This is a genomic window from Herbaspirillum sp. GCM10030257 (assembly GCF_042666555.1).
Lineage (GTDB): Bacteria > Pseudomonadota > Gammaproteobacteria > Burkholderiales > Burkholderiaceae_D > Noviherbaspirillum.
Genome location: NZ_JBHTDH010000014.1, coordinates 1 through 25,751, shown reverse-complemented (window position 1 = coordinate 25,751; position 25,751 = coordinate 1). Strand labels below are relative to the sequence as shown.

General features: G+C 52.8%; 20 protein-coding genes. 14 read left to right on the top strand and 6 right to left on the bottom strand.

All coding sequences use genetic code 11. From position 1 onward, the window contains the following. Positions 1-148: 148 nt before the first annotated feature. Positions 149-913 carry a tyrosine-type recombinase/integrase gene (locus ACFQUU_RS19475; RefSeq protein ID WP_382249781.1) on the top strand — a complete coding sequence of 255 codons (765 nt, stop codon included), beginning with the start codon at positions 149-151 and terminating at the stop codon, positions 911-913. 260 nt (positions 914-1,173) lie between these two features. Here ACFQUU_RS19475 and ACFQUU_RS19470 read toward each other — a convergent pair whose 3' ends face one another. After that, entirely contained in the window at positions 1,174-2,442 is a 1,269-nt protein-coding gene (locus ACFQUU_RS19470; protein ID WP_382249780.1) for a hypothetical protein, read from the bottom strand. 400 nt (positions 2,443-2,842) lie between these two features. On the opposite strand from ACFQUU_RS19470, the gene ACFQUU_RS19465 reads away from it, so the two are divergent. From ACFQUU_RS19465 to ACFQUU_RS19450, 4 genes are all read left to right on the top strand, one after another. Next, positions 2,843-3,310: a hypothetical protein gene (locus ACFQUU_RS19465; protein ID WP_382249779.1), complete on the top strand. Its 468-nt coding sequence runs from the start codon at positions 2,843-2,845 to the stop codon at positions 3,308-3,310. A gap of 92 nt (positions 3,311-3,402) precedes the next feature. Continuing rightward, positions 3,403-3,855, top strand: a complete 453-nt coding sequence (locus ACFQUU_RS19460) for an ankyrin repeat domain-containing protein (RefSeq protein WP_382249778.1) — start codon at positions 3,403-3,405, stop codon at positions 3,853-3,855. A 1,340-nt stretch (positions 3,856-5,195) separates the two neighbouring features. Beyond that, on the top strand, positions 5,196-6,947 hold the full coding sequence (locus ACFQUU_RS19455; protein WP_382249777.1) for a DUF4214 domain-containing protein: 1,752 nt from the start codon (positions 5,196-5,198) through the stop codon (positions 6,945-6,947). Positions 6,948-6,952: 5 nt separating this feature from the next. Next, complete coding sequence (locus ACFQUU_RS19450) at positions 6,953-9,112, top strand: DUF4214 domain-containing protein (protein ID WP_382249776.1); 2,160 nt, start codon at positions 6,953-6,955, stop codon at positions 9,110-9,112. 129 nt (positions 9,113-9,241) lie between these two features. On the opposite strand, the gene ACFQUU_RS19445 is transcribed toward ACFQUU_RS19450, so the two are convergent. Beyond that, positions 9,242-12,694 carry a DUF4214 domain-containing protein gene (locus tag ACFQUU_RS19445; RefSeq protein ID WP_382249775.1) on the bottom strand — a complete coding sequence of 1,151 codons (3,453 nt, stop codon included), beginning with the start codon at positions 12,692-12,694 and terminating at the stop codon, positions 9,242-9,244. Positions 12,695-13,166: 472 nt separating this feature from the next. Here ACFQUU_RS19445 and ACFQUU_RS19440 point away from each other — a divergent pair, with 472 nt between their 5' ends. Then, positions 13,167-14,747: a glycosyltransferase gene (locus ACFQUU_RS19440; protein WP_382249774.1), complete on the top strand. Its 1,581-nt coding sequence runs from the start codon at positions 13,167-13,169 to the stop codon at positions 14,745-14,747. Between the two features lie 127 nt (positions 14,748-14,874). On the opposite strand, the gene ACFQUU_RS19435 is transcribed toward ACFQUU_RS19440, so the two are convergent. Then, positions 14,875-15,675, bottom strand: coding sequence for a hypothetical protein (locus ACFQUU_RS19435; RefSeq protein ID WP_382249773.1), 801 nt, complete (start codon positions 15,673-15,675; stop codon positions 14,875-14,877). A gap of 691 nt (positions 15,676-16,366) precedes the next feature. On the opposite strand from ACFQUU_RS19435, the gene ACFQUU_RS19430 reads away from it, so the two are divergent. Beyond that, entirely contained in the window at positions 16,367-16,756 is a 390-nt protein-coding gene (locus ACFQUU_RS19430; RefSeq protein ID WP_382249772.1) for a DUF5710 domain-containing protein, read from the top strand. Positions 16,757-16,899: 143 nt separating this feature from the next. Here the strand turns inward: ACFQUU_RS19430 and ACFQUU_RS19425 are convergent, their stop codons facing one another. Continuing rightward, positions 16,900-17,259: a winged helix-turn-helix domain-containing protein gene (locus ACFQUU_RS19425; protein WP_382249771.1), complete on the bottom strand. Its 360-nt coding sequence runs from the start codon at positions 17,257-17,259 to the stop codon at positions 16,900-16,902. 108 nt (positions 17,260-17,367) lie between these two features. Here ACFQUU_RS19425 and ACFQUU_RS19420 point away from each other — a divergent pair, with 108 nt between their 5' ends. Next, positions 17,368-17,910 carry a hypothetical protein gene (locus tag ACFQUU_RS19420; protein ID WP_382249770.1) on the top strand — a complete coding sequence of 181 codons (543 nt, stop codon included), beginning with the start codon at positions 17,368-17,370 and terminating at the stop codon, positions 17,908-17,910. A gap of 2 nt (positions 17,911-17,912) precedes the next feature. Here ACFQUU_RS19420 and ACFQUU_RS19415 read toward each other — a convergent pair whose 3' ends face one another. Continuing rightward, the gene (locus ACFQUU_RS19415) at positions 17,913-18,152 is read right to left on the bottom strand and encodes a DUF1488 family protein (protein WP_382249769.1); all 240 of its coding nucleotides are present in this window, start codon (positions 18,150-18,152) and stop codon (positions 17,913-17,915) included. 471 nt (positions 18,153-18,623) lie between these two features. Between ACFQUU_RS19415 and ACFQUU_RS19410 the strand changes: the two genes are divergently transcribed. The 6 genes from ACFQUU_RS19410 to ACFQUU_RS19385 all read left to right on the top strand — a co-directional run bounded on the left by ACFQUU_RS19410 (position 18,624) and on the right by ACFQUU_RS19385 (position 25,286). After that, positions 18,624-20,957: a type VI secretion system Vgr family protein gene (locus tag ACFQUU_RS19410; RefSeq protein WP_382249768.1), complete on the top strand. Its 2,334-nt coding sequence runs from the start codon at positions 18,624-18,626 to the stop codon at positions 20,955-20,957. A gap of 17 nt (positions 20,958-20,974) precedes the next feature. Next, the gene (locus ACFQUU_RS19405; protein ID WP_382249880.1) at positions 20,975-21,634 is read left to right on the top strand and encodes a hypothetical protein; all 660 of its coding nucleotides are present in this window, start codon (positions 20,975-20,977) and stop codon (positions 21,632-21,634) included. Then, positions 21,634-22,086, top strand: coding sequence for a lysozyme inhibitor LprI family protein (locus ACFQUU_RS19400; RefSeq protein WP_382249767.1), 453 nt, complete (start codon positions 21,634-21,636; stop codon positions 22,084-22,086). Before ACFQUU_RS19405 ends, ACFQUU_RS19400 begins: the two co-directional genes overlap by 1 nt. Before the next feature lie 240 nt (positions 22,087-22,326). After that, positions 22,327-23,226, top strand: a complete 900-nt coding sequence (locus ACFQUU_RS19395) for a DcrB-related protein (RefSeq protein WP_382249766.1) — start codon at positions 22,327-22,329, stop codon at positions 23,224-23,226. After that, complete coding sequence (locus ACFQUU_RS19390) at positions 23,223-24,509, top strand: PAAR domain-containing protein (RefSeq protein WP_382249765.1); 1,287 nt, start codon at positions 23,223-23,225, stop codon at positions 24,507-24,509. Before ACFQUU_RS19395 ends, ACFQUU_RS19390 begins: the two co-directional genes overlap by 4 nt. Before the next feature lie 27 nt (positions 24,510-24,536). Further along, positions 24,537-25,286 carry a hypothetical protein gene (locus ACFQUU_RS19385; protein WP_382249764.1) on the top strand — a complete coding sequence of 250 codons (750 nt, stop codon included), beginning with the start codon at positions 24,537-24,539 and terminating at the stop codon, positions 25,284-25,286. A 355-nt stretch (positions 25,287-25,641) separates the two neighbouring features. On the opposite strand, the gene ACFQUU_RS19380 is transcribed toward ACFQUU_RS19385, so the two are convergent. Next, positions 25,642-25,751, bottom strand: a 110-nt coding sequence (locus tag ACFQUU_RS19380; protein WP_382243339.1) for an integrase core domain-containing protein, incomplete at its 5' end; no start/stop codon positions are given.

Genomic DNA, 25,751 nt, shown 5'->3' with positions numbered 1-25,751 from the left:
AAGACGGCGTTTGATAGCCGGAGAGTGAAAGCTCTTCGGCGTATTTATATGCCGCTTAGGCCCTCGAACCAAGTATCTAACTTCCGAAGGCGAATAGGTAGGGATCCGGTTGCGTAGTCATCTGCTGCCTGTCTTTGGCAAACGGCACATGGATGAGATCGGCAGGCATGAAGTCATCGCGATGCATCACGCGCGGCGTCACGAAGGCGCATCGCCGGCATCCGCCAATCGATTGCTCATCATGATGCGCTACATCTATAACCTTGCCATCAAATGGGGCATCCCGGGTGTGAAGGTCAATCCTGCATCGGGTGTGCGTCTGCTGGAAGAGAACAACAAGCGCGAACGTTTTCTTAGCAAGGTCGAAGTGCAGCGCTTGTACGACTGCCTGCTGTGCAGTGAAAACCGCATACTGCAGTACATCGTCCCGATGCTGATCTATACCGGTGCGCGTCGCCGCGAAGTGCTGACTGCACGGTGGGAAGATATCAATCTCGATACGATGTCGTGGCGCATCCCGATCAGCAAGAGCGGCAAGGCGCGCCATGTGCCCTTGTCCAATGCGGTGATTGAATTGCTGCGCAAGGTGCCGCGCCTGAAGGAGTGTCCTTACGTCTTCGCCAATCCCAACACGCACAAGCCTTATGTGTCGATCTTTTATTCATGGGATACCGTGCGCCGCAATGCCGGCATACCGGATGTGCGCATCCATGATCTGCGGCATAGCTTTGCCAGCTTTCTGATTAACGCCGGTCGCTCGCTGTACGAGGTGCAACGCATTCTTGGTCATGCGCAGATCACGACCACGCAGCGCTATGCACACTTGAGTAGTGAGACCTTGCTGGATGCGGTCAATGAGGTGGTTAAGCTGAGTGGCTTGTCGGGCATGGGGGGAACCTCGGCTTCGACGTAGGGGTATTGTTCGCTGTGCCGCGCCACAGGCGCGCTCAAAGGCCACAAGCGCTCATGGCAAACCGATGAATGCCTGTTGCGTAATCATCTGCTACCCGTCTTTGGCAAGCGGCACATGGATGAGATCGTCAGGCGTGAAGTCATTGAGATGCATCATGTGCGGCGTCATGAAGGCGCATCGCCGGTATCGGCCAATCGCCTGCTCATCATGATGTGCTACATCTATAACCGCGCGATCGATCAACGATCAGGTCACAGCGTTCATCGATCACTTGAACGGTCTATCGGACCATGAGCGTCTTTTAGGTGCCGCAATTCGTCATCCAGCAATTTCAACAAGGCTTTCATCTTTTCGGTTTCAAAAAATGGTTCAAAGACTGCAGCAACTTTGACAGGTGTTTCATATGTAACTTCCCCATTGAGTATCTGTCTCAACTTCTGCATACCAGGGTGGGCATGTCCCGCGTAGCCAGGGGGGAAAAAGCTTCTGTACATGGGCGGGAATTTGTTCACTTTCAAGATACTGTTGAATCCCAACGTCAAGTGCATGATCAGATGTCGACGTTGACTCTCCCTGTCGGAAGGAATTTCTCCTGACAGGAAATCTGTTTTCCTATGCAATTCATATGCCGGACGAATCAGGTGGTCTTCGTAGTTACGGTGAAAGTGAGTCGCTTTCCCACTTTCCGGCGGCACGCCTTCTTCTGAAATCAGCACTCTAAACACGCCTTTGCGATCGAACGCCGTCAGAAGGACATCATATGTTGCTGGTTCACAGAGCACTTCCATCTGATCACGATTCAGCGAACTGATATCGCCATTCTTAGGGGCAGCCACTGTAAGTTTGATTCCATCGTGCCAGCTATTGACAAACGCGCTATCGGAAGAGGTCGACATCAAGCCCAATTCCTTAAACTTCTTTCCTTCTGTGAACAGCTTAACATGCGAATTGTCATGCGAATTAATGCCAGCGGTCATACCTCGGTGCAACAGGCCTGGGTAGGAGCCGCCGCGCTCCCTTATTTTTGCGAGTGCGCTCTGGATATGAGTAAGCATCTTTGCCTGTTCCGAGGTCAATGAACGATCGTGTCGCATTGCCTCGCTAAGGCCGCCGCCATCTTGGATGTACTTTTTTAGCGCTCCGATTTCCTCTCCGGTCAGGAGCGTTTCGAGTTCGTTCAGGCTTAAAGGAACGTAAGGCTGCTTCTTCGCCGGGGGTATCTCGGTGTCTAGAGAACGCGAGATATGTTTCGCTGCCCGCCCATGTGCTGTGCGAAGAAAGCCTTCCATAAGGCTTGCAGTCGAGCCACGTCGCAATGGCGTCCGTAACTGCGGGCTGTCCTCAGCAGCTGGAGTGGCATTGGAAACCGTCGGAGCGGCGTCAGGGTAACGTAAGTCCGGATAACTGGCACGTTGTCTTCCCGTTGGGGAGGTTGGGTTGTTTGAAGGGCTTTCTGTACCTTCACTTCGATTGTCAGTAGGAAAACAGCATCCAATTGAAGACGCGGCGGCGCTCCATATATTATTCATTTCGATGTTCTCCTCTATGACTTGGACTCTGGTATTTAGCCTGGTTGTAGATGAGTGTCAAAAAAGAAAAAGTTGTTCCATAGGGATCCTAATTAGGCTCCATGCGATGGGATAAGTGGATATTTTTCTTCACATAAGCGGCCAAAAGAACGGTGTTACCCATTAGCCGCCCATCGTCAACAGTCCGAAGTCAATACTCACAATGTGCTGCGATAGTCGTATTCGATGTGGCCGTCGCTTGAGATTTTGCAGCTCATCGTGTGCGCCCTAGTTTGTGCGCCGTAGCTTTAATCGAGACAATGCCGTTTTAAGTGAAATGCATATTTAAATTATCATTCTTGCAATGATATTTTCTTTTTGCTATTGTCCCGTCTACATTTTTGGCGGGAGGCATTTTGGTATGGGCAGTATTTTAATCAGCGTTCCGGATATGGCGGATGGTGATCTGGTGTTCGATGAGGCCGAAACAAAACTGATTCTTACATTTTTCTGGCCCCACAAATCGGCGGACATCGGTGGCATGACCGTTGATAACGATGCGCGCCGACTAGCGCAATCCGCATTGATCGCCGCTATCGACGGATCCTATGCAATGGGCTTTATCGACGCATTGGGGCGGACCATCGTGCGCCCAGGCTCGGGCATCAAGTCCCTTGCACAAAAACTCGGTCGCAAGTTTGTCAAGCACTGGTGGAAGCATGCTACACAGCGTAACCTTGAAGACGTCAAAATTTATGATGCCGTGAAAGTCACCATCGCATCAAAGTTAAAGTTTCGTATTGACGCTACGCTGCAAGGCGTTGCCCTCAAGCGTGGCAATGCGCCATTCTACGCAACCACTACCGGCGTGGCGCTCGTATGGGCATGAACTCTCGCGAGCTCCGGTCTTTGTCAATCTGGATTGGAGGCGCCCTGGCTGTTGGCATACTCGCGCTTTACGCGGCGGTTGTTCGTTCAACGATGAACGAAAATCCGGTCTCACTGCTTGCCTGCATGGAGGTCGAAGCATCATGGCGCGCATGGACGTGCGAGAAAGTGCTCCGCCATGCGTCGTTGACGGAAGATCAGGTGCGTCAACTCAATCAGGAGGCCGGGCTCCGCTTCCCTCTGGCGATGGAGAATCCCAGGCATGTCGAAGAGATGTTCGCGTTATTCATCGACAGAGGCGTCGATATCAATGCACGCGACCAGGACACCAAGGGATGGACTGCATTGCATGGCACCTCCATGGGGGACCCTGCAGAGAAAGTCGCGATCCTGCTTAGGCATGGCGCACGGATTGACCTCCGTGACAGCGACGGCCGAACGCCATTGGACCTCGCGCGGTTGGCACAGCAAAAGCAACCTGCGAACCCGCATATCGCCGAGACGATCCGGCTCCTTGAAGAAGCGCAGGGAAAATTGCCGTCATAATCGATTGTGCTGGTGTCGTCGTACAGATGTTGCGAGATGGTTGAAACCGCAAGATGCTCCAATGCGATGAGATGGATTCCTGTCCTGTTAAGTGCCACCACATCCATCGTCTTGCGGCTTGCGAAGAATGGGGTCAAGTCTTGCATTAACGTACCTACCTCCCAATTAGCCGTTAGTCCTGGCCAAATGTATACGTCACATCTTTACGTGAAAGGTCACACGAGAGTCAGGCCTTTTATGTAGATAGAGTCCTACAAAATTACAGCAATGCAGAGGTTGCACGCGCATCCTGCGTCGTCCAGGAAGATATTTACAGCCGGAGAGTCAAAGCTCTTCGGCTTTTTTTAGGCGGTTGCTGCATGGCGTTTGTACGACAGTAGCTTTGTCGAGAAGCTTACATGGCCGTACGCTGGAAAATGCGCCATGCGATTCGCCCGCACTGCGTGCCGAAAACGGACGGCAAACATGCATGCCATGGAGTTTAATGTGATGGGGTAGCCTCTGGCGGACTGCATGGCTGAACAGTTTCAAGCGTGACCGACCGAGGCGAGAGAGTCTTCTGCGTCGGTCGAAGCATGACCAGGTCGACGAAATACAGCACAGCTGCATATCCGTAGATACACATTAGGACAAGTGCAGCGAAGACGTGATATCCGATCACTTCGGCGTGCCCAGGCTGATGGTTCATCGCTGTCTCCGGTATGAAATGTTTGTACCAATGTACCGCTAGGCGGTTACAGAGATTTGATTCATCGCAAAGGTATTTTTAGGTGCCGGACCTATCTGTAGGCGTGACCGCGTGCAAAGAATGAAGTCAAGTCTTGTAGCTGGAGCTTGTCCGTTACGTCGTCCTGAACCCCGTACGTGCAGGCATGGTGAGCGACACAGTCGAGTGAATCTGGTGTTCTTGCGAGACGACGGTTGGGATGTCGCCAGCAAAATTTGTACGGCATGCCAGCGAAGGTGAGTGATTGCAAGACCTAACTCCCGGTTTTGCGGACTTGGTTTTCTGGGATGCGACGTGAAATCCTCTTGTCCTGTCTTATCGGGATGGCATGGCTTTCCGGCAAATCAATGCTGCAAGATTGAAACCGAAAGTCTGTTGCCAACCCGATACTTCCATTAAAATAATCCCCGGCTCAATTCCGAGTGCAACTTGTAAACCAGCTAACACCTACCAACACGGAAGTCGGCGAATAGCCACCGAATAAAAACGTGCCTGCATGCGCACCGGCCCAGCGTCCGTTTGCATGCGTGCCAATCCAATATCAAACAGACCTTCATCGAAAGAAGGCATTGATCACGTCAAAATGTCTTGACGTCTATATCAGGGGGAAACCATGGGCTTCGACTGGAAATCAACGACCTTCGTCCTGCAGAGCCCGGGTGCGGCGACTGCGGACCGCCTTGCCGACTTCAAGGCTTACCTTGCCGCCAACAAGGCAGCCGGGCTGAACACCATCACGCTCTTTTCGCCGGTGCCGGTTGATCCGGTGACTGGCGAGATCAAGGCAGCCTTCACGCCCGGTAACGCGTACAACGCTGAAGCAAAAAGCCCGGATTACTTTGGTGCCTTTACTGCCGCCGCGCATGAAGTGGGATTGAAAGTCATCTGGAAGCCGCAGTTCAACCTGGACCGATTACAGCCCGATAACGTGAATGAGTTTTCCACGCCGGCCAACTTTAACGTTGCTAATTTTCTGGCCGGGGTCAAGACATTCTGGGCGCAGTGGGCCCCGGCGGCGCAAGCCTATGGCGCCGACATGGTCATTATGAGCACCGAGAACGGAGCCTATGCGGCCAAATATGAAGCAGCCTGGCGCGACATCATTGCCACCATACGCAAGGATTACAAGGGGCCGTTGACCTACGCGGAGAACAACATCGTTTCACGCGACTATGCGCATGGACCGGATGACATTCCCTTCTGGGATGCGCTCGATTTCATCGGCGTGGACGCTTACAACCCAGTGGGGAACGGTGGTTCGACCAGTTACGAGACAGCAGTGCAGGATTTCCATGCGAACAGCGTCAATATCAGGGACAACGGCTTCAAGGTTGACATCCCGGCGGTGTTGAAGGCGTTAAGCGCCAAATTCGGCAAGCCGGTACTGTTTGCCGAATTTGGCATACGTTCCGTGGCGGGCGCATCGTCGATGCCGGCGCAGTTTGCCTTGCAGCCCGGCGAGACGGTGGATTTTCAGGAGCAGTACAACTACTACAAGGCGTTTCTGGATATCTATCGCAATGAGTCCTGGGTTGCGGGAGTTAGCACCTGGAATGAGCATAACGAATGGTCTCCCTATCCGACGCATCCCTTGTGGGCCCACTACACGGAAACGTTTGGGCGTGCAGGTGGCGATTATCTTGGGAAGCCAACCGAGCAGTTGCTGAGGGACTACTGGCTCGAGATGTCGGCACCCGGCATTACCGTCAAGGCATTGCACAATGCTGACGGCAGCTTCCGCCAGAACGATGTGCTTGTCGGCGGTGCGGGCGCGGATATATTTGCCGAGCTGGGCGGCACCTACCGTGCGTATGGCGGTGCCAAGGCTGACATTGCCGTGTTCACTGGCGCACAAAGCGGCTACACCGTCACCAGCGAAGGTGCCGCGCTTAAGGTCATCGATAAAAGCGGCAAGGAAGGCACAGGTACCCTGTACGACATCGAGCGTCTGAAGTTTGCGGACAAGACCATCGCGCTCGATATCGCGGGCAGTGCCGGACAAGCGTATCGCCTCTACCAGGCAGCGTTCGACCGCAAGCCGGATCTTGGCGGTCTCGGTACGTGGATTGATTTGATGGACAAAGGCATGAGCCTTACCGAAGTGTCGTCGTACTTCCAGCGATCGGATGAGTTCAAGACCCTCTACGGGACCACCGTGAGCGACGACAGATTTGTCGAGCTGCTGTATCAGAACGTGCTGGACCGTCTGCCGGACCCCGGCGGTTACGCGACCTGGAAGGGCGTTCTGGAAGCGAAATCATGGACAAGGGAGCAGGTCCTGATCGGCTTTAGCGAAAGTACGGAGAACCAGGTCAAGGTCATCGGCTCGATCCAGAATGGTATTGAATACCAGGCCGTTGCCTAACGCTGGTGCCGCAGGTCGCCCTGTTACCAGATCACGTTTTACCCTTAGGAGGAGACCACCAAATGAAAAAAACCCGCGTCATCGGTGTCATCGCATCGGCCATATTGCTCGGCTGCGGCGGCGGGGCTGATATCAATACCGCTGCTGAGTCCTCTACTCAGTCGACCTCTCAGTCCGCCTCCCAATCCGCTTTTCACTCTACTTCCCAGTCCGCTCCGGCTGACGAAGTGTTATTAGCAAAACCGCTCCGGCTGGTAACGGTTACGGACACCATTGCCACGTTCTCGGGGGTGCGGGGAAATTACACCGTCTCAAGAACTGCCACAGGCTATACAGTGACCGACAATATCGGTTCTGATGGCACCCGCACTTTTGCTGCCGGTGAAATTAAAGTTCTTAAATTTGCCGATATTTCCATCGACCTGGAACTCATTAACAAGTCCGCGACAGTATCGTCCACAGATCTGGCTTCCCTCATTGAGCTGTATATCGCTTACATGAACCGGGTACCGGATGCCGAAGGCTTGAGCTACTGGATCGACCAGATGAAAGCGGGGATGAGCCTTGAGGACATGGGCAAGATTTTCTATAGCGCTGCGGTCGCCAATGCGTCGCTGACGGGCTATCTGCCCAATGCAACCAACGATGATTTTGTACGAACGATCTATAAGAATGTGCTCGCCCGGTCAACGCCGGATGCGGAAGGTCTCGCATATTGGGTCGATCGGCTTAATACCGGCGCTGCCACTCGCGGCACGCTGGTGAAGTCGATGCTGGCGTCTGCGCATACGTTTAAGGGCGATGCGACGTACGGCTGGGTCTATGACCTGCTCACCAATCGAATTGCAGTCGCGTATGAGCATACCGTCAGCCAGGGAGTAACTTACAACTCGGCGTCCGATGCGATCACCATCGGCAAGGCGATTTCGGGCGCTGTGACTGCCACGGACACGACTGCGGCGGAGACAGCAATTGACGAGCTGATGGCAGACAAACGGGCAGCAAGCGCAACCATTGTTTCCGGCGCGGTCTCCATGGGCAATGTTGTGTCAGACGGTACGGTATCCGCCTACCGCGTCGCCAATGGCGTAAAGGATGCGTTTATCACCAGTGCGAAAGTCGACTTTAACGGCCAGTACACACTGAACCTCGGCGCATATACCGGACCGGTCCTGGTCGAAGTATCAGGAGGAACGTATAAGGACCCGGCAACATCGGCGATCGCATCTGTTTCTTCACCGATGCGTACCGCAATCGCCAACGCAACGGGTGCGGTCAAAGCCAATATCACGCCCTATACGGAAGCTGCGGTCGTGAACGCGAGTGTAGCAAGTGGTGGTCTCACCTCGATCAACATCACGGTTTCATTTGATAATATCAACACCAAGTTGGGCTTTGATATCAGGATAACCAGGCCATCCAACATCGCGCAGAAGTCGAATGATTTCGCGACGTCGAAGTCGACTGGTTATGGTGTATATCTCGGCACGCTTGCTCAGTACAAAGCTGAAAAGGTCATTGCCAATTACAACCAGGCGATTGCCGATGCCGCTGCCATGTTGGCCGCCGTGCAGCCGTTCATGAGTAACGATTACATCCAGCAGGCAGCCAACAACTATGTGGCGAATGCCAACGCGCAGAATATCGGCGCAGCAAAGCTGGTATGCCTTCCACCTAACCCCTATGCGTTGGTCACGGTTCCCTGGCGTTGTGATTCAGGCATGACACCACCGACCGTTAAGTGCATTGCGCCGAATGTGCTGCAAAACGGCATATGCATAAGCCAGGGGACTACAGCACCAATCAATCTTGCAAAGACCTGGACAGGCACATGGAACTGGACAGGCGCGGCCACACAATGTTCAAACCTGACGTTGAACAACGGCGGACCTTTAACGTTTTCTCTGAGCCAAAGTGGAAGCACGTTCTCAGGTTCCGTGACTGCTAACGGCGTTCAGTCCTATTCGACCCCGTCCTGTCAGGTGACAAGCACCGGCTCCCGAACCGGTTCTGTCAGTGGCACCTTGTCTGGCAGCACAGTGAAATGGACTATGACACTGAATGGTGTTGGCTATACCGGGAACGGTAGCGTTTCAAATGGTGTGATGGCCGGCAGTGTCGTGAGAGATTCCGTCGGCGGGTCGGGGGCGTTTAATCTGCAATAACCCTGAATAGCCAAAAAAGTTTTCTGAAGGTTTCTAAGGCCGGAGAGTACATGCTCTCCGGCTTTTTTACTTCTGAGCACTGAGCGAGGTACGGTGGTTCTTGCAACAGGGTGAGCTTGTTCGCTCGACTCACAGCAACCCGGTAACAGTCACTACATCGCCAGCGACGGTCACCGATGCAACTCCTGTCAATACAATCGACTCGTAGTCGCCCGTTCCCGCATTGGCCTCGGCGTCCCACCAGGTCAGCGTTCCGGCGTTGAAGTGCCAGTTGCCATCGCCAAGCGCTGCGGAACTCGCCTGCGGCGCCAGAAGATCTGTCATGGCGTCGTTACCATCGATATCGAGCACGTCCCCGACGCGGAAGCCGGAAAGCATGCCGCCTGAGACGTATGCGGTTTCCAGATCCACTGTCGTTGTTCCCGAATTCGTGGCTGCAAATATCGTGCTGGCTTGAGCGGCCGTTGCAGGTCCGGTTGCGGTAATGTTCACTGCATCGTTCAGTACGGTCGCGGTGGCGGCTGCAACTGTGCTTGCCGTTTCGCTGATGTGGTACACCACGGCCTTGGTAAAACCCTGCAGCGTGGCGGCTTGCGCAACTGTGGCGTCGCCGGTCGCAGTGACGGTACCAGTGACCTGGCTCAGTACGGCATTGCTGCTGCCAGCGATGGCAGCCGCCGTATCAGTCAGGGCGGAAACGGTCACGGCCTTGGTAAAGCCCTCTATCGTGGTGGCTTCCGCCACCGTTGCCGTCCCCGTTGCCGTGACCGTGCCGGCAACCTGGTCCAGCACCGCATTGTTGCTCCCAGCAATGGCAGTCGCCGTATCGGTCAGCGATGAAACAGTCACGGTCTTGGTAAAGCCTTCAATCGTGGTGGCCTGGGCCACCGTTGCGACCCCTGTCGCTGTAACAGTGAGGGTGACCTGGTTCAGAACAGCGTTGCTGCTGCCAGCGATGGCAGCGGCCGTGTCAGTCAGGGTAAATAGGGTTACAGCCTTGGTAAAGCCCTCGATCGTGGTGGCTTGGGCTATCGTTGCCACCCCCGTCGCCCTGACAATGCCGGTGACCTGGTTCAGTACGGCGTTGGAGCTTGCGGCGACGACTATCGCCGTGTCGGTCAGGGCAGCAATGCTGGTCGTGCCCGTGTTGGTTGCCGCTTCAATGATTGTGGCTTGAGCGACCGTTGCCGTCCCGGTGGCTGAGATATTTACCGCGCTGTTAAGAGCGGAGGCGGGTGCGCCGGTGATGTTGGCAACCGTATCCCTGATGTTGTACACGACGGCCTTGGTGAAGACCTGCAGTGCAGCAACGTCTGCGACAGCGACATTATCGCTCGCCGTGACAGCGCCGGTAACCAGATTCAATACCGCATTGCTGCTGCCGGAAATGGCAGCAGCCGTGTCGGTCAGGGCGGCAATGCTGGTTGTGCCGGTATTGGTTGCTGCTTCAATCGCGGTAGCCTGAGCAACGGTTGCTGTCCCGGTGGCGGCGATATCCGCGGCACCGTTGACAACGGAGGGAGCAGCGCCGGTAATGCCGGCAACCGTATCGTTGAGACTGTAAGCTGTCGTACCTGTCCACGCTAAAAAGTTCATGCCGACATATTGAGCGACTGACAGTGCCTCTATCGCTTTCAGCGTACCCGCCCCTGTGAACGTCACACCGTTGAGCGCAGTGACATTGGCAGAGGCGACCGCGAGCGTTTGGCCGGCTGTCAGCGCAATGGTTTTTGTGGCAATGCTGGCAACTCCGGTGCTGGCAGTGATTCCTCCGCGGGAAAACGTAGCTGTCCCACCGGCGATAGAGATAACGATATCACCGGTCGCATCGCCGCCGAAGCTCACGACATGGGTTGTGCCATGTTCCGCCACGGTAAAGACCGGAGTCCAAGGTGCTTCCTCCACTGGATCGGCGATGATGACTGGCGGAATGAGTCCCAATATAGCCTGGTCCATCACCGTCCCTCCCGATGTGCTGCTCACGCCCTGCGCGATATTTCCAATTTCCGTGGACTTGATCAGGGTGGCTAGTCTGCTGCCCGTGAAGCTGCTTGCCGCATTGCTTAAACTGCCATTGGCTGCTTCGGCGGTGATTGCGTTTTCAATCATGCCATTGGCGACCGCGTCTACCCTTGCAATGACCGAAAATGCGTCGATGGCTATGGCCGTGTTGAACGTTGACGCGTTGATGGCAGCGGAAACGGCAGCCTTCACCGTGGTATTGAGTGCACTGATAATAAGAGCCGCATCCGCCGCAAGGCTAGTAATCTTATCCATCGTCGTAGCATCGACAACGCCGGCCTTGGCCGCCGTCATGCCGATTAGCGCCTTGATGAGGTCCTGCGACTCAAGCGCCATGAGTGGCGTATGTTGCGAGGAAGAGGCGCTGGCGGTCGCGCTGATGATCTTGTCGGCGAGTGCATGCGCAACACGGACTGTGATCGCAGAGGTGTCCGGAATGGCGCTTCCGGCAGCCCCTTTGATCAAGCCGGCAGTGATATCCATGATTACCGCAAGCTGTGTGACAGCCCCCTTCATGGCGACCGCGTTCTTTACATCGACTGTAGAGGAGCCGGATGCTGTTGCGACCGCGGTATGGTTGAATGTCAGGAGGTTCAGGTTGAGGTCGAGGCCAAGTGCAGTCTTCACTTTTATCGCCGCTTCGGCGATGCTCAGGCCCTGACCTGCCATCGCATTTACCATCGTGGTCATCGGCGTGATCATCGTTTCCGCTGATGCGCCAAGTGTCGGCACCGGCGCAATGAGCACCGTGTCGTTGGCCTTGCCGGTCGTCATGTCCTTTCCGCCCGTCGCAACGATGGGTCCGTAGCCACCAACGAGGGTAAATTTACCGTTTGCGTCAGTCGTCACAGTAGTGGCGCCAGCATCCGGTAGTCCGTCGCCGTTGGCGTCACGGAACACCGTTGCGCCTTGGATAATGCCATTTTGAACTGATCCCTTGATAGACTGCAGTTCAGCGATCGCATCCGCCAATGACTTCTTGGCCAATGCCTTTGCCAATGCGGTTGTCGGCTCATCCATTCCGGACGATCGTAGTGCGAGGTAGCTTTCGGCAAAACGGGTTGCGGCGCTTGCCGACGATCTGGCCTCGTCGGATACCGTGAATGACAGTGCCACTTCCGCGCGCGTCATCCGGCCGCTATCGAGTTGATCCACCCAAAATGCTTTGCCGCCCGCATCACTGTCGCGCTCGAAGAAGCTGAGGTACAGCGCCTCCACGTAATCACTGGTTGAGGTGTTTGCATGCTTGCTCTGGAAAACCGGAGAAGCGCCAAATGCGAATGCAAGGTCTTGCAGCGAGGCGCCACCGTGCAGCTTGCCGATCCAATATTTCAAGCCTGTGATATCGGGTGCGCGGTCGAAGAAAATATCGTAAAGACGTAATACCGACGTGTGCGTATGCGCTTCGGTAGACGTGATGAATGACTGGGCCATCGACATGGAGGTCAGGCCATTTTCCGCTTGCCTGGACCAATACGTCGTCCCCTCGGCATCGCCGTTTCGCAGCAGGATGCTCTGGTACAGCCTATGGATGTAATCGTGGATGGCAGGTTGCGTCATGATCTGTCATTTCTTTATGATGATCTATGCGGTGGCGCTTTTGTTAACAAGGACACTGAGCTGCATCTATTGTCATGGTGCCAACGGAACGCGTCCAAGGCTAGGTGATGAAAGTCCCGCACTTTTCGGAGTACATGTTGCAAAAGAGAATAACAGAAAGAGAATTCATCCGATATGGATATACCGCTGCAATAAACCGCCGCTTCTCAATTCGTTCTGACGGACTGTGTTCGTGGCGGCGTGACAACACGTTCATCAGATGTCATCCCTGGAGTGATATCCGCCTTCGGTGTCCGGCAGTGTTATCGAATACGTACAAGGCCATGATGGATCGCATCGGGCAGTTCACCTCGCGCCAACCCATGACGCTGCTGGCTTGCCGCTTACAGCCTTCAAACGTCGCGGGCTCGTTCCTGTGCGCTGAATGAGGTAAGCTTTTCGCTTTTCGTAACAGGCATCAACGAAGGCTACAATGACCTCGACATCATGGCAAGCGCAGCTTCAGGCAGCACAGCGGGCCGCACAGGAAGCACGGTTCGATACATTTCTTGCACAGTGCCAGGCGATACTTGACCAGCATGGCAATGATATCGATGCAGTCTTGCATATCGGCTCTGTATTACTCGCTTTCGGTTTTCTCTCCGGCGCACGCAAATGCTTTTTGCATGTCCAGTCACTGGCGCCGCGTGATCTGCGACCGCTTGTTAATCTTGCCAACATCGCGCAGCAGCAAGGCGATCATGCGGAATGTCGCCGCTTGTACGCTTCCGCGTTACAGCACCTGAGCAATCATCCGGTTATTCGCCGCAACGCATTGCTCAGTGTTGAGTACGATCCGGATATTACGAATGCAATGCGCTTGTCGGAAGCACAAGCCTGGGGTGATTGGGCTGTTGCGCAGGCCGGTGGAATCAAGCCAAGGCCCGAACTTCGTCGCCTGCACGACCGGCCCTTGCGCATTGGCTATGTATCCGCTGACTTGTGCCAGCATACCGTTGGCTTGTTTGTAAAAGATATCTTGTCGGCCCATGACACTAGTCGCGTCGCAGCGTACGCATACAGCGCGGGTCAGGTTGACGATTGGGTCACGGCGGTGGTGCGGCGGTCGTGTACCTTCCGTGATGTGCGTGCGCTCGATGATCTTGCGCTGGCTGCACAGATTTGCGCCGACGAGATCGATGTGCTCGTCGACTTGTCCGGCCATACCGGCGGTTCCCGCCTCACCGTGTTTGCGCATCGTCCTGCGCCTGTGCAGGTGAGCTGGCTTGGCTACTTTGCCACCACGGGTCTGTCTGCGATCGATGCCGTCATTCTGGACGAATGGCATGCGCCGCCCGGTACGGAAGCGCAGTTCGTTGAGCCGATTATCCGTCTGCCGCATGGTCGCTTCTGCTATACCCCGGTGCCGTTTGCACCAGCAGAAGCCGCACCTCCACCGAGTATCACCAAGGACTACATCACGTTTGGCTCGTTCAACAATACCGCGAAGCTGAATCACCAAGTGTTTGCCCTTTGGGCGCAAGTGCTGCACGCTGTTCCTGATTCGCGCCTGATACTGAAGTGGCGCACTTTCCAGGATGCGGAGTTCAGGCAATCGGTACATCAGACGTTTGCCGCGCTAGGCATTGACCCGCAGCGTGTTGAACTGAGAGGAGCGTCGTTCCATGCCGATCTGTTGAAAGAATACGCAGATATCGATATCGCGCTTGATCCTTTTCCATTCACTGGTGGCCTGACTAGTTGCGAAGCGCTCTGGATGGGTGTACCGGTCGTGACCTGGCCGCAGGGCAGGGTGGTGAGCAGGCAGACGCATGCTTTTCTGCACGCGATTGGATTGCCGGAGCTGTCTGCATGCGATGAAGAAGACTATGTGCGTATCGTTACCGGATTGGCACAGGATGTCACTTATCTGAGCGAGTTGAGAAGCGGCATGCGTGAGAGGATGCGCGCTTCAACGTTAATGGATACGCAGGGTTTTACCCGACAGCTTGAACGATGCCTCATTGACCTTTATCGGGGTTTCATGCCTGACCTGCTTAGGACTCAGCAGTAAGTAATTTGGTCAAATTCGTCGATCCGGCACGGACGTGGATTAATCATATAGCTCCATGCTGAGCAACTGTCACATCAGATCGTGACTACTACAATTAGAAATGCGCTCTGCGTTTTTTGGACAAACCCTAGTCAATCGAGGTTGTTTCCATCACACCTTTACCCTTTGGAACATACTGACTCCACAACGTCTCGACATTGTGTTCTATTGTTTCCAGCTTCCCGTTTTGAAATCTGGTTGTCTTGTACTCTTCCCATGGCGGCCGGCAAGGCTTACCTTCGAACCAGAAATGCACATATCTCTGCACATCGCTGTCTTCGCGATTGCGATAGATCCATCTCAGTTCGGAACCGGTAACTGACCGGTTCTTGACTTCCCCTGACCCAAGCGATTCACTTGAGCCAATTGGATGGTCGCCATTTTCTCCCGCGAAAGATTTTGTTACAACGGATTTAATATCGAGACCGTCGAGTACAAAATGCACATGCTTTTTAGCTTCCTTGGTTGCCCAATACAGACCTCCTTTCGATTTGCGGCGAACTGCACTGTTATCGAATTCGCCGCCGTTGACCGCAGTTTTATACTTGTCATGTTTAGTTAGGGTTTCGATGAAGTTTTTTTCCTGGCTCAGAAAGTCGCCGCTTTTTTCTTCCGGCACTTTTCTCTTGTTGAGAGGCTGGTTTTGTTCTTCCAATAGAACCCGGAAATCACTGATCTTACAAGGCAGATGCCGTGCATTGAAGACTTGACGTACGTAGTGATTGCGATCCCACGCTAGTGGTCCAGATGATTTTTCAACCCCGTATACCAGATCACCTTCTCGAAAGTTTCTGGAAGCGAAAGGCCTATTGTCTTGAAATTGTTCGCCTGATTGTTGCCTGACTCTATAAGCAGCCGTCGTCCGACGAAGAGTTCTTCCTTGACGCATATGCGAAGATGCTCCATTCCCGGAAGGTTCATTTGTTACGGGAGAGTCTATATCGATAGGGGCGGCTCTATATGACATACGTGTAGCAGTCGGGTAAATGACCATTGGCCCATTACTCTGTGGTGCCGCTTCCGCCCTATCCTCAGCTGTCATTGCTGAAGCTGGCGATGGCATACCGTTACCCTCTTGCACTGGCGTCAATGCTATCTCAGCAGTCGTCTGTGCAGTCCTTGATGGAACACATGAGAAACACGATAAAAGTGATCTCAGCATAGTCTTCTCCTCATTAAACGATATGGGAAGTGATTTTTAAGCCGCTTCTGTGCACGCGAGTGTCGCTCTTTATGAGTCGCCTGACTTTGTTTCTGGTTCCTTAAACACATCATTTAAAGGTTTCGTGTTTGCCCTTTGGGCGCAAGGACTGCACGCTCCTGATTTGCGCCTGCTACTGAAATGACGCACTTTCCAGGACGCGGAGTAATAGATCGTGGAAAAGATCTGTACACCGTGCTGAAAGATGGCCACGTGACGTGAGTCACGATTGCAACAACACCAAGCCCATTCTGCAAGACATTCCGATAATGCCAATTTATAATGGCTGAAATTTCCCAGCAAGCTTGCAGTAAATCGCGCCCGAAGAGTGTAAGCTCTTCGGGCTTTTTTTATTTCATGCTTCGGCAATTGATCATTCATGCAAACACAACCGCCCTTCGATCCACCCTATGTAAGCACCTACTCTGCGGAGGATGGCATCAGGCACGTTGAAACGCTGGCAGATGGCAGCACACGGATTCTTTCGACGGCAGAATATGCGGAACGCTATCGTGTCATCACCGCACTCGCGAATGCGGAAGCGCGTGGTTCGGCGCTTGCAAAGACAACGTCCAACGCGACTGGCAAATCCGCTTCATCGTCATCCGCGACCAACAAGGCTGCGGTTATTCTGAATGTGCCGTTTGCGGAAAAGGACCAGGCAAAAGGCCTGGGCGCACGTTGGGACGCCGCCAGGAAAAAGTGGTACGTGCCACATGGCGTCGATGCCAATTTGTTCAGTCGCTGGCTTCCGGACGAATTGAAGTAGCAGAAGTAGCAGAAGCAGCAGTGTGGACGCCGACGGGTTGCAGTACTGGGCCGGTGCTTTGGCGGCCGGCACTGAAACCCATGCATCGCTTGTCAGCGCGATCCTGTTGTCCGCGCATACCTTCAAGGAGCAAACGTATAAACCTATCTGTTTCCGCTCGCTGCCTGCACCAGGCATTTCGATAACTTGTCGAAGTGCAGCAAGGCGGCCTGCGTCAGCTCGATTTGCTTGCGCCGGGTGTCTTCGGTATCGGACAGCATGATCCAGCCTTTTTCGCGCATGGATTTAAGCCGGCTATGGACAGTGGCGGGCGACCCGAACTCATCGTTGCCCATCATGTCTCTTACGGATAAACGCAGGTTGTCCTGACTGGCACGGGCGATGAAGGAAAGAATGCGTTCCTCGAGTGGATCAAGAGGCGGCAGCGACGGCAAGCCACGAATCGCTTCGGCAAGTTGCAGGAAGCGAAGGTAAATATCAGCGGGGCGAGTCGATCTTTTCATCGTCAAACCGTGTTAGTGTTTCAAAGCGAAAACATGCGGCAATATGCAGTCGAACATCGTGTGTTGTCTGATTATCAAAAAAGTTTATTGTAATACACCTGTTTCCCGATGCCTCTGCTTTTGCTTAACGCTTCCATGGTCGCCGGTTCGGCCATTCTCTTTCTCTCGGTGTTTGTCGCAAATGAATGGCTGTTCAATAGTCACTACTTCTCATTCATACCAGGGGTCAACTGGATTTATCTGCCGGCAGGAATGCGTTTGCTATGCACCTTGCTTTTTGGTGGTGCAGGCGCAATCGGCATTCTGATCGCTTCCTGGCTTACCTGCATATTTTATTTTTTTCCGGACGATCCGGTACGCTCTGCTGCGGGCAGCATTGCCTCAGCGCTTGCACCTTATCTGGTCTACAAGCTGGCGCAGTATCGATACGGCCTGCAACCGTCATTGGTCAACTTGAGTCCGACGGGCTTATTGCTGCTCAGTGTCTTGTACTCGCTCGCCAATCCGTTGCTGCACCACACCTGGCTGTTTATGCGTGGCGACCCGGTGGGATCGGGTATTTTTGTGATGATGCTCGGTGACTTTCTTGGCACTCTGGCCGTGCTGTACACGATCAAAGGGGTTTTGTCTTTTGTGCCAACAGCCAGGTGAAGTCACAGAAAATCGCTCATGGACAGCCTGATTGGTCTTGGGGCGCCGGTCATAAAACGCTGTCTGGCAACAGTGTCGATTCGCGACTGGTTTTCGGTGTATGCGCGGAGCAGATGACGATCACCTTCACCGCTGGCGTTGAAGCAATTTTTTAGCGCTTCGGCTGAAACGAACGCAATGAATTCTTCTTCGTCCACGTGAAACGAAAACCAAAGACCCCGCGTCGGATCGTGCTCACTCATTTCTGTCTCTCTGTCGTTGGCTGTAACTCTTATAGGGCTTGCCGTGTAATTTGACGAAGCGCATAAGCAGCAAATCCGCTGATACCGCGCACGCCGTCACAGCTGGCGTGGCTGGCGACATTCTGTAAATACGATCTATATTCTATAGCGGTACGCTGAAGTTCCGATATCCCGTAATTATGGGATGTGTGGAATGACGACGCCTGTAGGTCTTATTCGATTTTTCATATCATTCCTTGCCTTTTATAAGGGGTAACGGGGGAGCCCCCGTTCGCAAAAAAGCCGACTCTCAGCCGACATAAAAGTTATCAAAAATACAGCTTTTTCTGCAAAGTATGTTATTGTTGTGCCAACATTGCTTTTGTTGCAATTATTTGGGGCGGAAATCCATTTATCGGTATGTGAGCTCCTAATGAACGTCAAGCGACAAAGCAAAGATTTAATAAGTCGCTATATCGTTAGGGGAATGTCGTGTCGTTCAAGCCGTTTGATTCTGAAAACGAGGCCGGTTCTCTGGAACCGGATTCTTTGGTTGCTCCCGTCGCCGACAAGCTTCTACAACCCGTCGCTTCGCTGACGAAATCAGTACAGGCCTTGCAGTCAGGGCAAATTCAGAACGCTCTGACGGAGGGTTTGTCGGCCGTAGGACCGTTCAATAAAAACCTAGCCAAAGCCCTGGGCACAGCGAAGTTGCTGCACACAGCGGCGTCCGCCGCCGAAGAATTTGGCAAAAAGTCTGCCAGCCAAGCCCCATCCCACGTGATCGCCGATCATCCGCTCACCGGCAGCGCAATTAATGATTTCGCGGTAAAAACCCCGCCGTTTGTTCCTGAAGCGGCCAAGGCCGGCAACAGCAACGATGACGAGGCAGGTGATGATTCGGCTGCAATGCTGCAGGCATTGTCTCAAGAGTTTTCTGATGAAACCCGGCTGTTGCGCTTTTACTCGGCGCTGCCCGCAAACATCGCGCTGTACATTGAAGACTTGCAGGGTCATGCAGGCTTGTCCGAACTATTCAGCTTCGAACTCACCTTGCTTTCCAAAGATGCCGGGCTTGAACTCAAAAGCCTGATGGGCAAGAACGCCAGCGTCGGAATTCAGCAAGCTGATGGCAGCGAGCATTACGTCAACGGTTACATCAACAGTTTTGCGTTTACCTCGGCAGATGGCGGATTTGCTTTCTACAAAGCCGAAATCGTGCCTTGGCTTGCGTTTCTGAAGCGCCGCATTAACTCCCGCATCTTCCAGAACAAAAGTGTTATCGATGTTCTGAAAACAGTTTTTAGTGAAGATTATCCAGGCCTCGCCGATTTCGAATTCCGGGTACAGGAAGAATACAAGCCTGAAAGCTACATCGTTCAGTATCACGAAAGCGATCAGAACTTTGTATGTCGTCTTCTCGAAAAAAATGGACTGTTCTACTTCTTTGAGCACGGACCGTCCGGACACAAGATGGTGATCGGCGATAAGTCGTCCGACAACACCTGCTGCATGCCGCACAAACGACATGCAAAAATAAAGTTTAACGCCGGTAATCGTACGCATGACGAGGATGCCGTCATGCATATCGCGGCACAACGCACACTGCAGTCCTCGAAGGTCGCGCTCAACACCTTCAATTACAAGGCGCCGTTATCGCCGCAATACGTTGAATTACCGACTGATGCCATTCAAGGCGACGTTCCCATGCTGGAGGTCTACGATGGAACTCCGGCGTTTGGATACAAGGATGTCGGCGACGGCATGCGGCAGGCAAAGCAGAGATTGGAGGTTCTGGAGTGGCAAGCCAAGGTGTTCAAGGGAGCATCGGATTGCAGGTCGCTTGAGCCGGGCCGTACGTTCATCCTTACCGAACAAGAATTGTTTGATCCACTTGATGAAACGGCTTCGGATTTTCTCGTTTTATCGGTAAGTTACACCGCATGTAATAATTATTTTCACCGCGGGGGTGCGGCGGTCTACAGCAACAGCTTTACCTGCATTCGTCGCAAGATCCCATTCCGGCCTCGGCAACAGCACGCCAAACCCACCATGCCCGGCCCGCAAACAGCAACGGTCGTCGGTCCCAAGGGAACCGAAATCCACACCGACAAATATGGACGTATCAAGGTCCAGTTCCACTGGGACCGGTACGGACGTAACGACGACGCCAGCTCATGCTGGATACGCGTGTCACAGCCATGGGCTGGTCAGGGTTGGGGAACAGTCGCTATCCCGCGTATCGGTCAGGAAGTCATTATCGATTATCTCGAAGGCGACCCTGACCGGCCGGTCTGCACCGGGCGACTGTATAACGAAAACCAGCCTTTGCCATACGCCTTGCCGGGAGCCGCGCACGTCATGGGTTTCAAAAGCAGGTCGACACCCGGCGGTGGAGGCTACTGCGAAATAGTCATCCATGACAAAAAAGGACAGGAACTCGTCAATATCCATTCGCAAAAGGATATGGTGACCACTGTCCAGAACAACCAGGCAACGGTAATCAACGGATCGAGTCAGACAAACACCGTTACCAACGGCTTTCACGTCACAAAGGTCAAGAAGAAAGTCGAACTGGAATCTCAGACCGAGTTCATTCATCTCAAAGCAGCGACCGGAATTACGCTGGAAGTCGGCGCAAGCAAGATTCATATGGCCGCGAATGGAAAGATTACGATCGAAGGCGTGCATGTGGATGTGATCGGATCTGCGCGGATTGATTTGAATACGAATTCCGCAACGCCTTCGCAACCAGCAAGTAACAACAAACAGGGAAGCTCCGCCAATGCGGTTTCAAGCGATAGCAAAAAAAAAGTGCCCAGTTAAGCGCAAAGAAACCATCGATCCTGAATTTTGAAGCCGAGAAACCGTTCGTAAAAAACAGTGGATACCGGATTGGCAAACTGTCGAGCAAATATGAAACCAGTGGCCGTGGGCCTGGTACGGTTTCAAGTGGTAAGGATGACGAAGGCGGAGTGTCTTACGGTAGCTATCAATTAGCGTCGCGAAAAGGTTCCGTCGCCAAGTTTCTAGCCGGTGAAGGTGCTAAATGGGCGGATGAATTTAAAGGGCTTGATCCCACAGTCCCTGGAGGGGAGTTTACGAGGAAATGGAAAGCGATAGCAGCTCGTTCGCCGATGGAATTCGGCGACGCGCAGCATCAATTTATTCAGCGAACACATTATGAACCCGTTATTGCAGCAGTAAAAAAACGAACTGGCTTAGAACTTTCCGAACATTCAAATGCAGTCAAGGATGTGGTTTGGTCGACAGCCGTCCAGCATGGCGGCGCTCAGCACATTATTGCTGCCGGAGCAAGGTCAGTAAGCTTGAAAACATCTGATCCAAAATTTGATCATGCGCTCATCAATGCCATCTATGAAAGTCGATCGAACTACGTGGCCGGGCTCAAGAAAATGTCTCCGGTCCGGAAAAGTAGAGAAATTGCCAGGTATAAGAAAGAACGCATTGATGCGCTAAACGCGTTGAATGGAGATTCGTAGTGAACACGGTTAAGCAGTTTCAATCAAATATCGAGCGACGATGTGTCGCTCTTCTGAGCATGACTCTATTCATGGTAACAGCAGGGATTAATGCCCACGCAAATGAGTGTACTGAGGCCGACCTGAAATTTTCCAAAGAATACGAATCATGTATGGATAAGTCTGGCGGGGTAACGGTTGATATGCGAGCTTGTATCCAAAAAGAACTTGAGCGGCAGGACGCTCGTCTGAACCGCGTTTATCAAAAATACTCTGCGTCGCTAGCACCTAACGTTCTAAAAAGTCTGCGCGAGGCACAGCGTGCCTGGGTGCAATATCGTAATAAAGATTGTGCTTGGGCCGGAGCACCTGACGAGAATGCCACGTTGGGGCCTCTCATTATCGACGGATGCCACCTCGACATGACGGTGCGACGTGCTAATGAATTTGAGAGCTTTTTATCGTCCAGATGATATGAGCAGGGCCTAATACCTTACCCCTTGTAGCCTCCGCTCCTTCCCCCTGGCAGGGGGAAGGTTGGGATGGGGGTTGAGTGTGTCAAGTATCCACTGAACTCTCAATAGAGTATCGATGATGCTTCAGTCGACATTCAGTCCATGAGGTAAAGGTCTTAAAAGGAAACTAATACGAAAACCTGGGACTTTGATAAAGCAAAACTACATCTAAATCTCCCAGAGAAAATCAACCGTTATATGACCGAACACCACATCAACGAAGCTTCATTCAAACTTCCAGTCGAATTAAAGGACAAAACTGTCCATATGTTCGTCACCGCCGATGATGGGCCAAACGATTTCAATGTCGTCGTAACCCGGGCCGATGTCGAGTCCTTTGAAACCCTTGAACATTTCACGCAACGGCTAGTTAATGAACTGAGCGAATCGCTCCCGGCATTTGAACTCCTGCAAACGTTTGAACGAAGTTTCGAGGACACGCCGGCAATTGAACTGACCTACAAATGGAACAATGGCGGTAATGCCATGCACCAGCGGCAGGTCATTACACTGGTCGTTGGCGTAAGCGCTGAAACCAGGCAAGCCATCATGATCGCCGCTACGTGTCCCAAGCCGTTCAGCGAACATTGGAACAAGGTTTTCAATGATCTGCTGGACAGCGTTCAGTTACGACGCCCCGCATCGATCGTTGAGGATACCCTTGGTGATAATTCAGAAGAGATACCAATTTCTGGGGAAACGCCGTCGCCGGCGTCGGTGAACGTTGAGCCGTCATGTGTATTTTCTCTCCGTGTGCGAGACCGCATCCTGCATGTCTTTCACACAGACGATGAAGCATGCAAGTCAATTAGTGCCATTGAAGTCGAGGACGGCTTGTGGAAATTTTTCGATGCAGCCGGCGATGCATTGCACCCTGAATTTATTGAACCGAATACCGGGAAAATCTGGCGCACAGCAGGCCGCTACCTGTTGCGTCCCAGTATGACGCGTGATGTGGACACACTCTACCGTTATCTGGATCACGTGCAAGGTGTGCGTGGCACTCCACCTCTGAACGGCATCACCGCAATCCGTGCATATCTTGAGCGTACGCGAGTGAGTTCTCCGATAGTCTTGCAAGAGAGTAAAGCGGGATGACTCAAGCGGCAAGGCTGGGGGACCCTATTGGGCATATCCCAAGCATGAGTTGGTTGCTACGTGGCCTATTGATAGGGGCGGGAATTGCACTGTTGGGTGTGGCAATCGCCGGAACCGGGGGGCTGGCGGCAGCCGCGATCATCGGCGCTACCGCTGCTGGCGGTGCCGGGCTCGGCGAACTCCTCAGCACCATGAGCTGGGCACCCAAGGAAGTATGCGGATTCATCATTGGGGCATGTTCGTCAAACGTATTCACCAACGGAATCAAGGCGGCCCGTGCACATGTCGACTTGGTGAATTGCTTTAAGCATTCCACACCACATCCGCCAATCGCCACGGGAAGCGCAACAGTTTTTATCAACGGACTCCATGCCGCACGGGTAGACGATCAGATTGCATGCGGAGCCGTAATTACGAGTGGGTCGTCAAATGTGTTTATCGGCGGAGGCATCTACCAAACCGACCCAGTCAGTCCGGAGAATCTTGTACCCGGTTGGATTCATGCCGCATTGTTTCTCGTTGGCGGAGCAAGTGCGATTGCCCTTGCGGGCCCGGTCATTGCGATTGGATGTCTGATCGGTGGCGTGGTAGGCGGCAAGGCCGGAGAAATTCTGGGCGGAAAAGCATTTGGCGATGGTTCGGATGGACAGAAATGGTCCATGCTTGCTGGATCGTTTTTGGGCGGCATTGTGGGAGCAAAAGGCGCTCCCAAAACTTGGGACATTGCAAAAAGGATTGATGTGCAGGTATCGCCGGGTACCTTGGGTATGAGTGGTGGGAATATTAAAGTATCCTTGAAAACGTCGAAAGATGCCGGATCGGCAGGCCAATACAAGACGACTGGAATGGACAATAAATATCTATCTGAAGAAATTCCAGGAAATTCAGTGTGGCCCGGGCAGCAGGTAAAGTACTTGACGTCAGTTGAGAAAATGAAGCGCCAAATAACCTTTAAGAATGGTAACGCCTATGATTCTGATGGCAAACTATTTGACACAGGGGACGCCTATGGTGGAAGGGCCATTTTTGTTATGGACGAACATGGGGCTTTCTACGTTGAGAAGTTTCCAGAAGTCGGTGAATTTCATCATTCAAGTTTTTTGGCAGGAAAGCCTGTTGCTGCAGCAGGGGAAATAGAAGCGACCGAAGGAGTAATAACTGCAATTTCCGACCAGAGCGGCCATTACAAACCTAGTTTGGACTTTACGGCTCAGGCGATGGGGGCATTAAAAGAAAACGGCGTGAAGATGGAATATGTTTATCCAGATTTTCGTTCAAATTGATTCTATAAATTACCTGGTTCTATTTAGATGAGCATCTCAAATCCAGACAAGGCAGCTCTGCTGTCTTTGACGTACGCTGCGCAATTTAGCCACCCAATGAAGAATGGAGTTAAGCGGGTATTCGACACGCTGATTTTTCCTAAACTTCCATTTCAGTCTCCGGCAATATATTTGGATCAAATCCTTCATCTTCTCGATTTAAACAATTCGTTTGAAGAGATAGTACCCACCACAGTGGGGCATAAAGATGCTGAAATACGTGAGTTTCTGGAGGTGTTGGCGGACGAAATAGAAAGTCGATACCCTGACTACCGGCGTTCTGGGCGAATGGCAGGCACTTCCGGGAAATGGTCGCAACATACTTCGCTAAGCAATACCATTATTCTCGAAAAAGACGAACGTCTTCCTGACGTGGACGGTAATGCCGTTATATGGGTGTACGTTGAGCCTATCTCTACCCGGTTGCCAGAAGAACTAATAAAAAATGAACTCCAAAAATTTTATACGCGTGAAATTGCTGCTGGTGCACCTAAGAGAAAAGATCCGGAAGAATACGCCGAAGCTTCAGCGAAGCGGCTAGTAAAATATTTTCAAGAGGGCGATGAGCTTGTAGCTGCGAACCTTCTGATTGAGCTATCAAGGAACTCTGAGCACATTCTGTTAAAAGAGATCGATACTTCGACCGGCATGCAATGGATTTCAAATTCCGAAAACTTTGACTGGCTTTCTAAAGTCCTCCGCGGTATTGCGGAGAGAGTACGGCCGAACAGAGTGTGAAACAGGCACGACTTTGATCAGTCCGCCGGTTCGAAAAGTATTTCAGATTGAAGTATTGGATTAAGTGCACGGTGCACGAGCGTTTCTGCCATCAATGAGGGTTTTTAGTAGGAACTTCCTCGCATAAGCGTTCGCATCCGCCATATGTTCTCGGCATCGTCGCAGACACGCCAACTAAATTATATGGAATTCTTAGACAACTTTCGCGGACCATTGAATGCAATGTTGTATCCCGCTCGATGGAATGGCTTAAGAAAGAATGAAGTTGGAAGGGTGATGAGCGGCTTAGTCCATCCTTGGATTCATAAAATACCGGCGCATTGGTATTTGGAGCGGATTTGACCTGCAACCCAACTTAGTCCGAAACCGCGATGGAAACTGCGGTTAGAAATCGTTGTGCAAAGCGGTTAGGCGTCAGGTAGCCAAGCGAACTGTGCGGCCGTTCGTCGTTGTATTCCTGTCGCC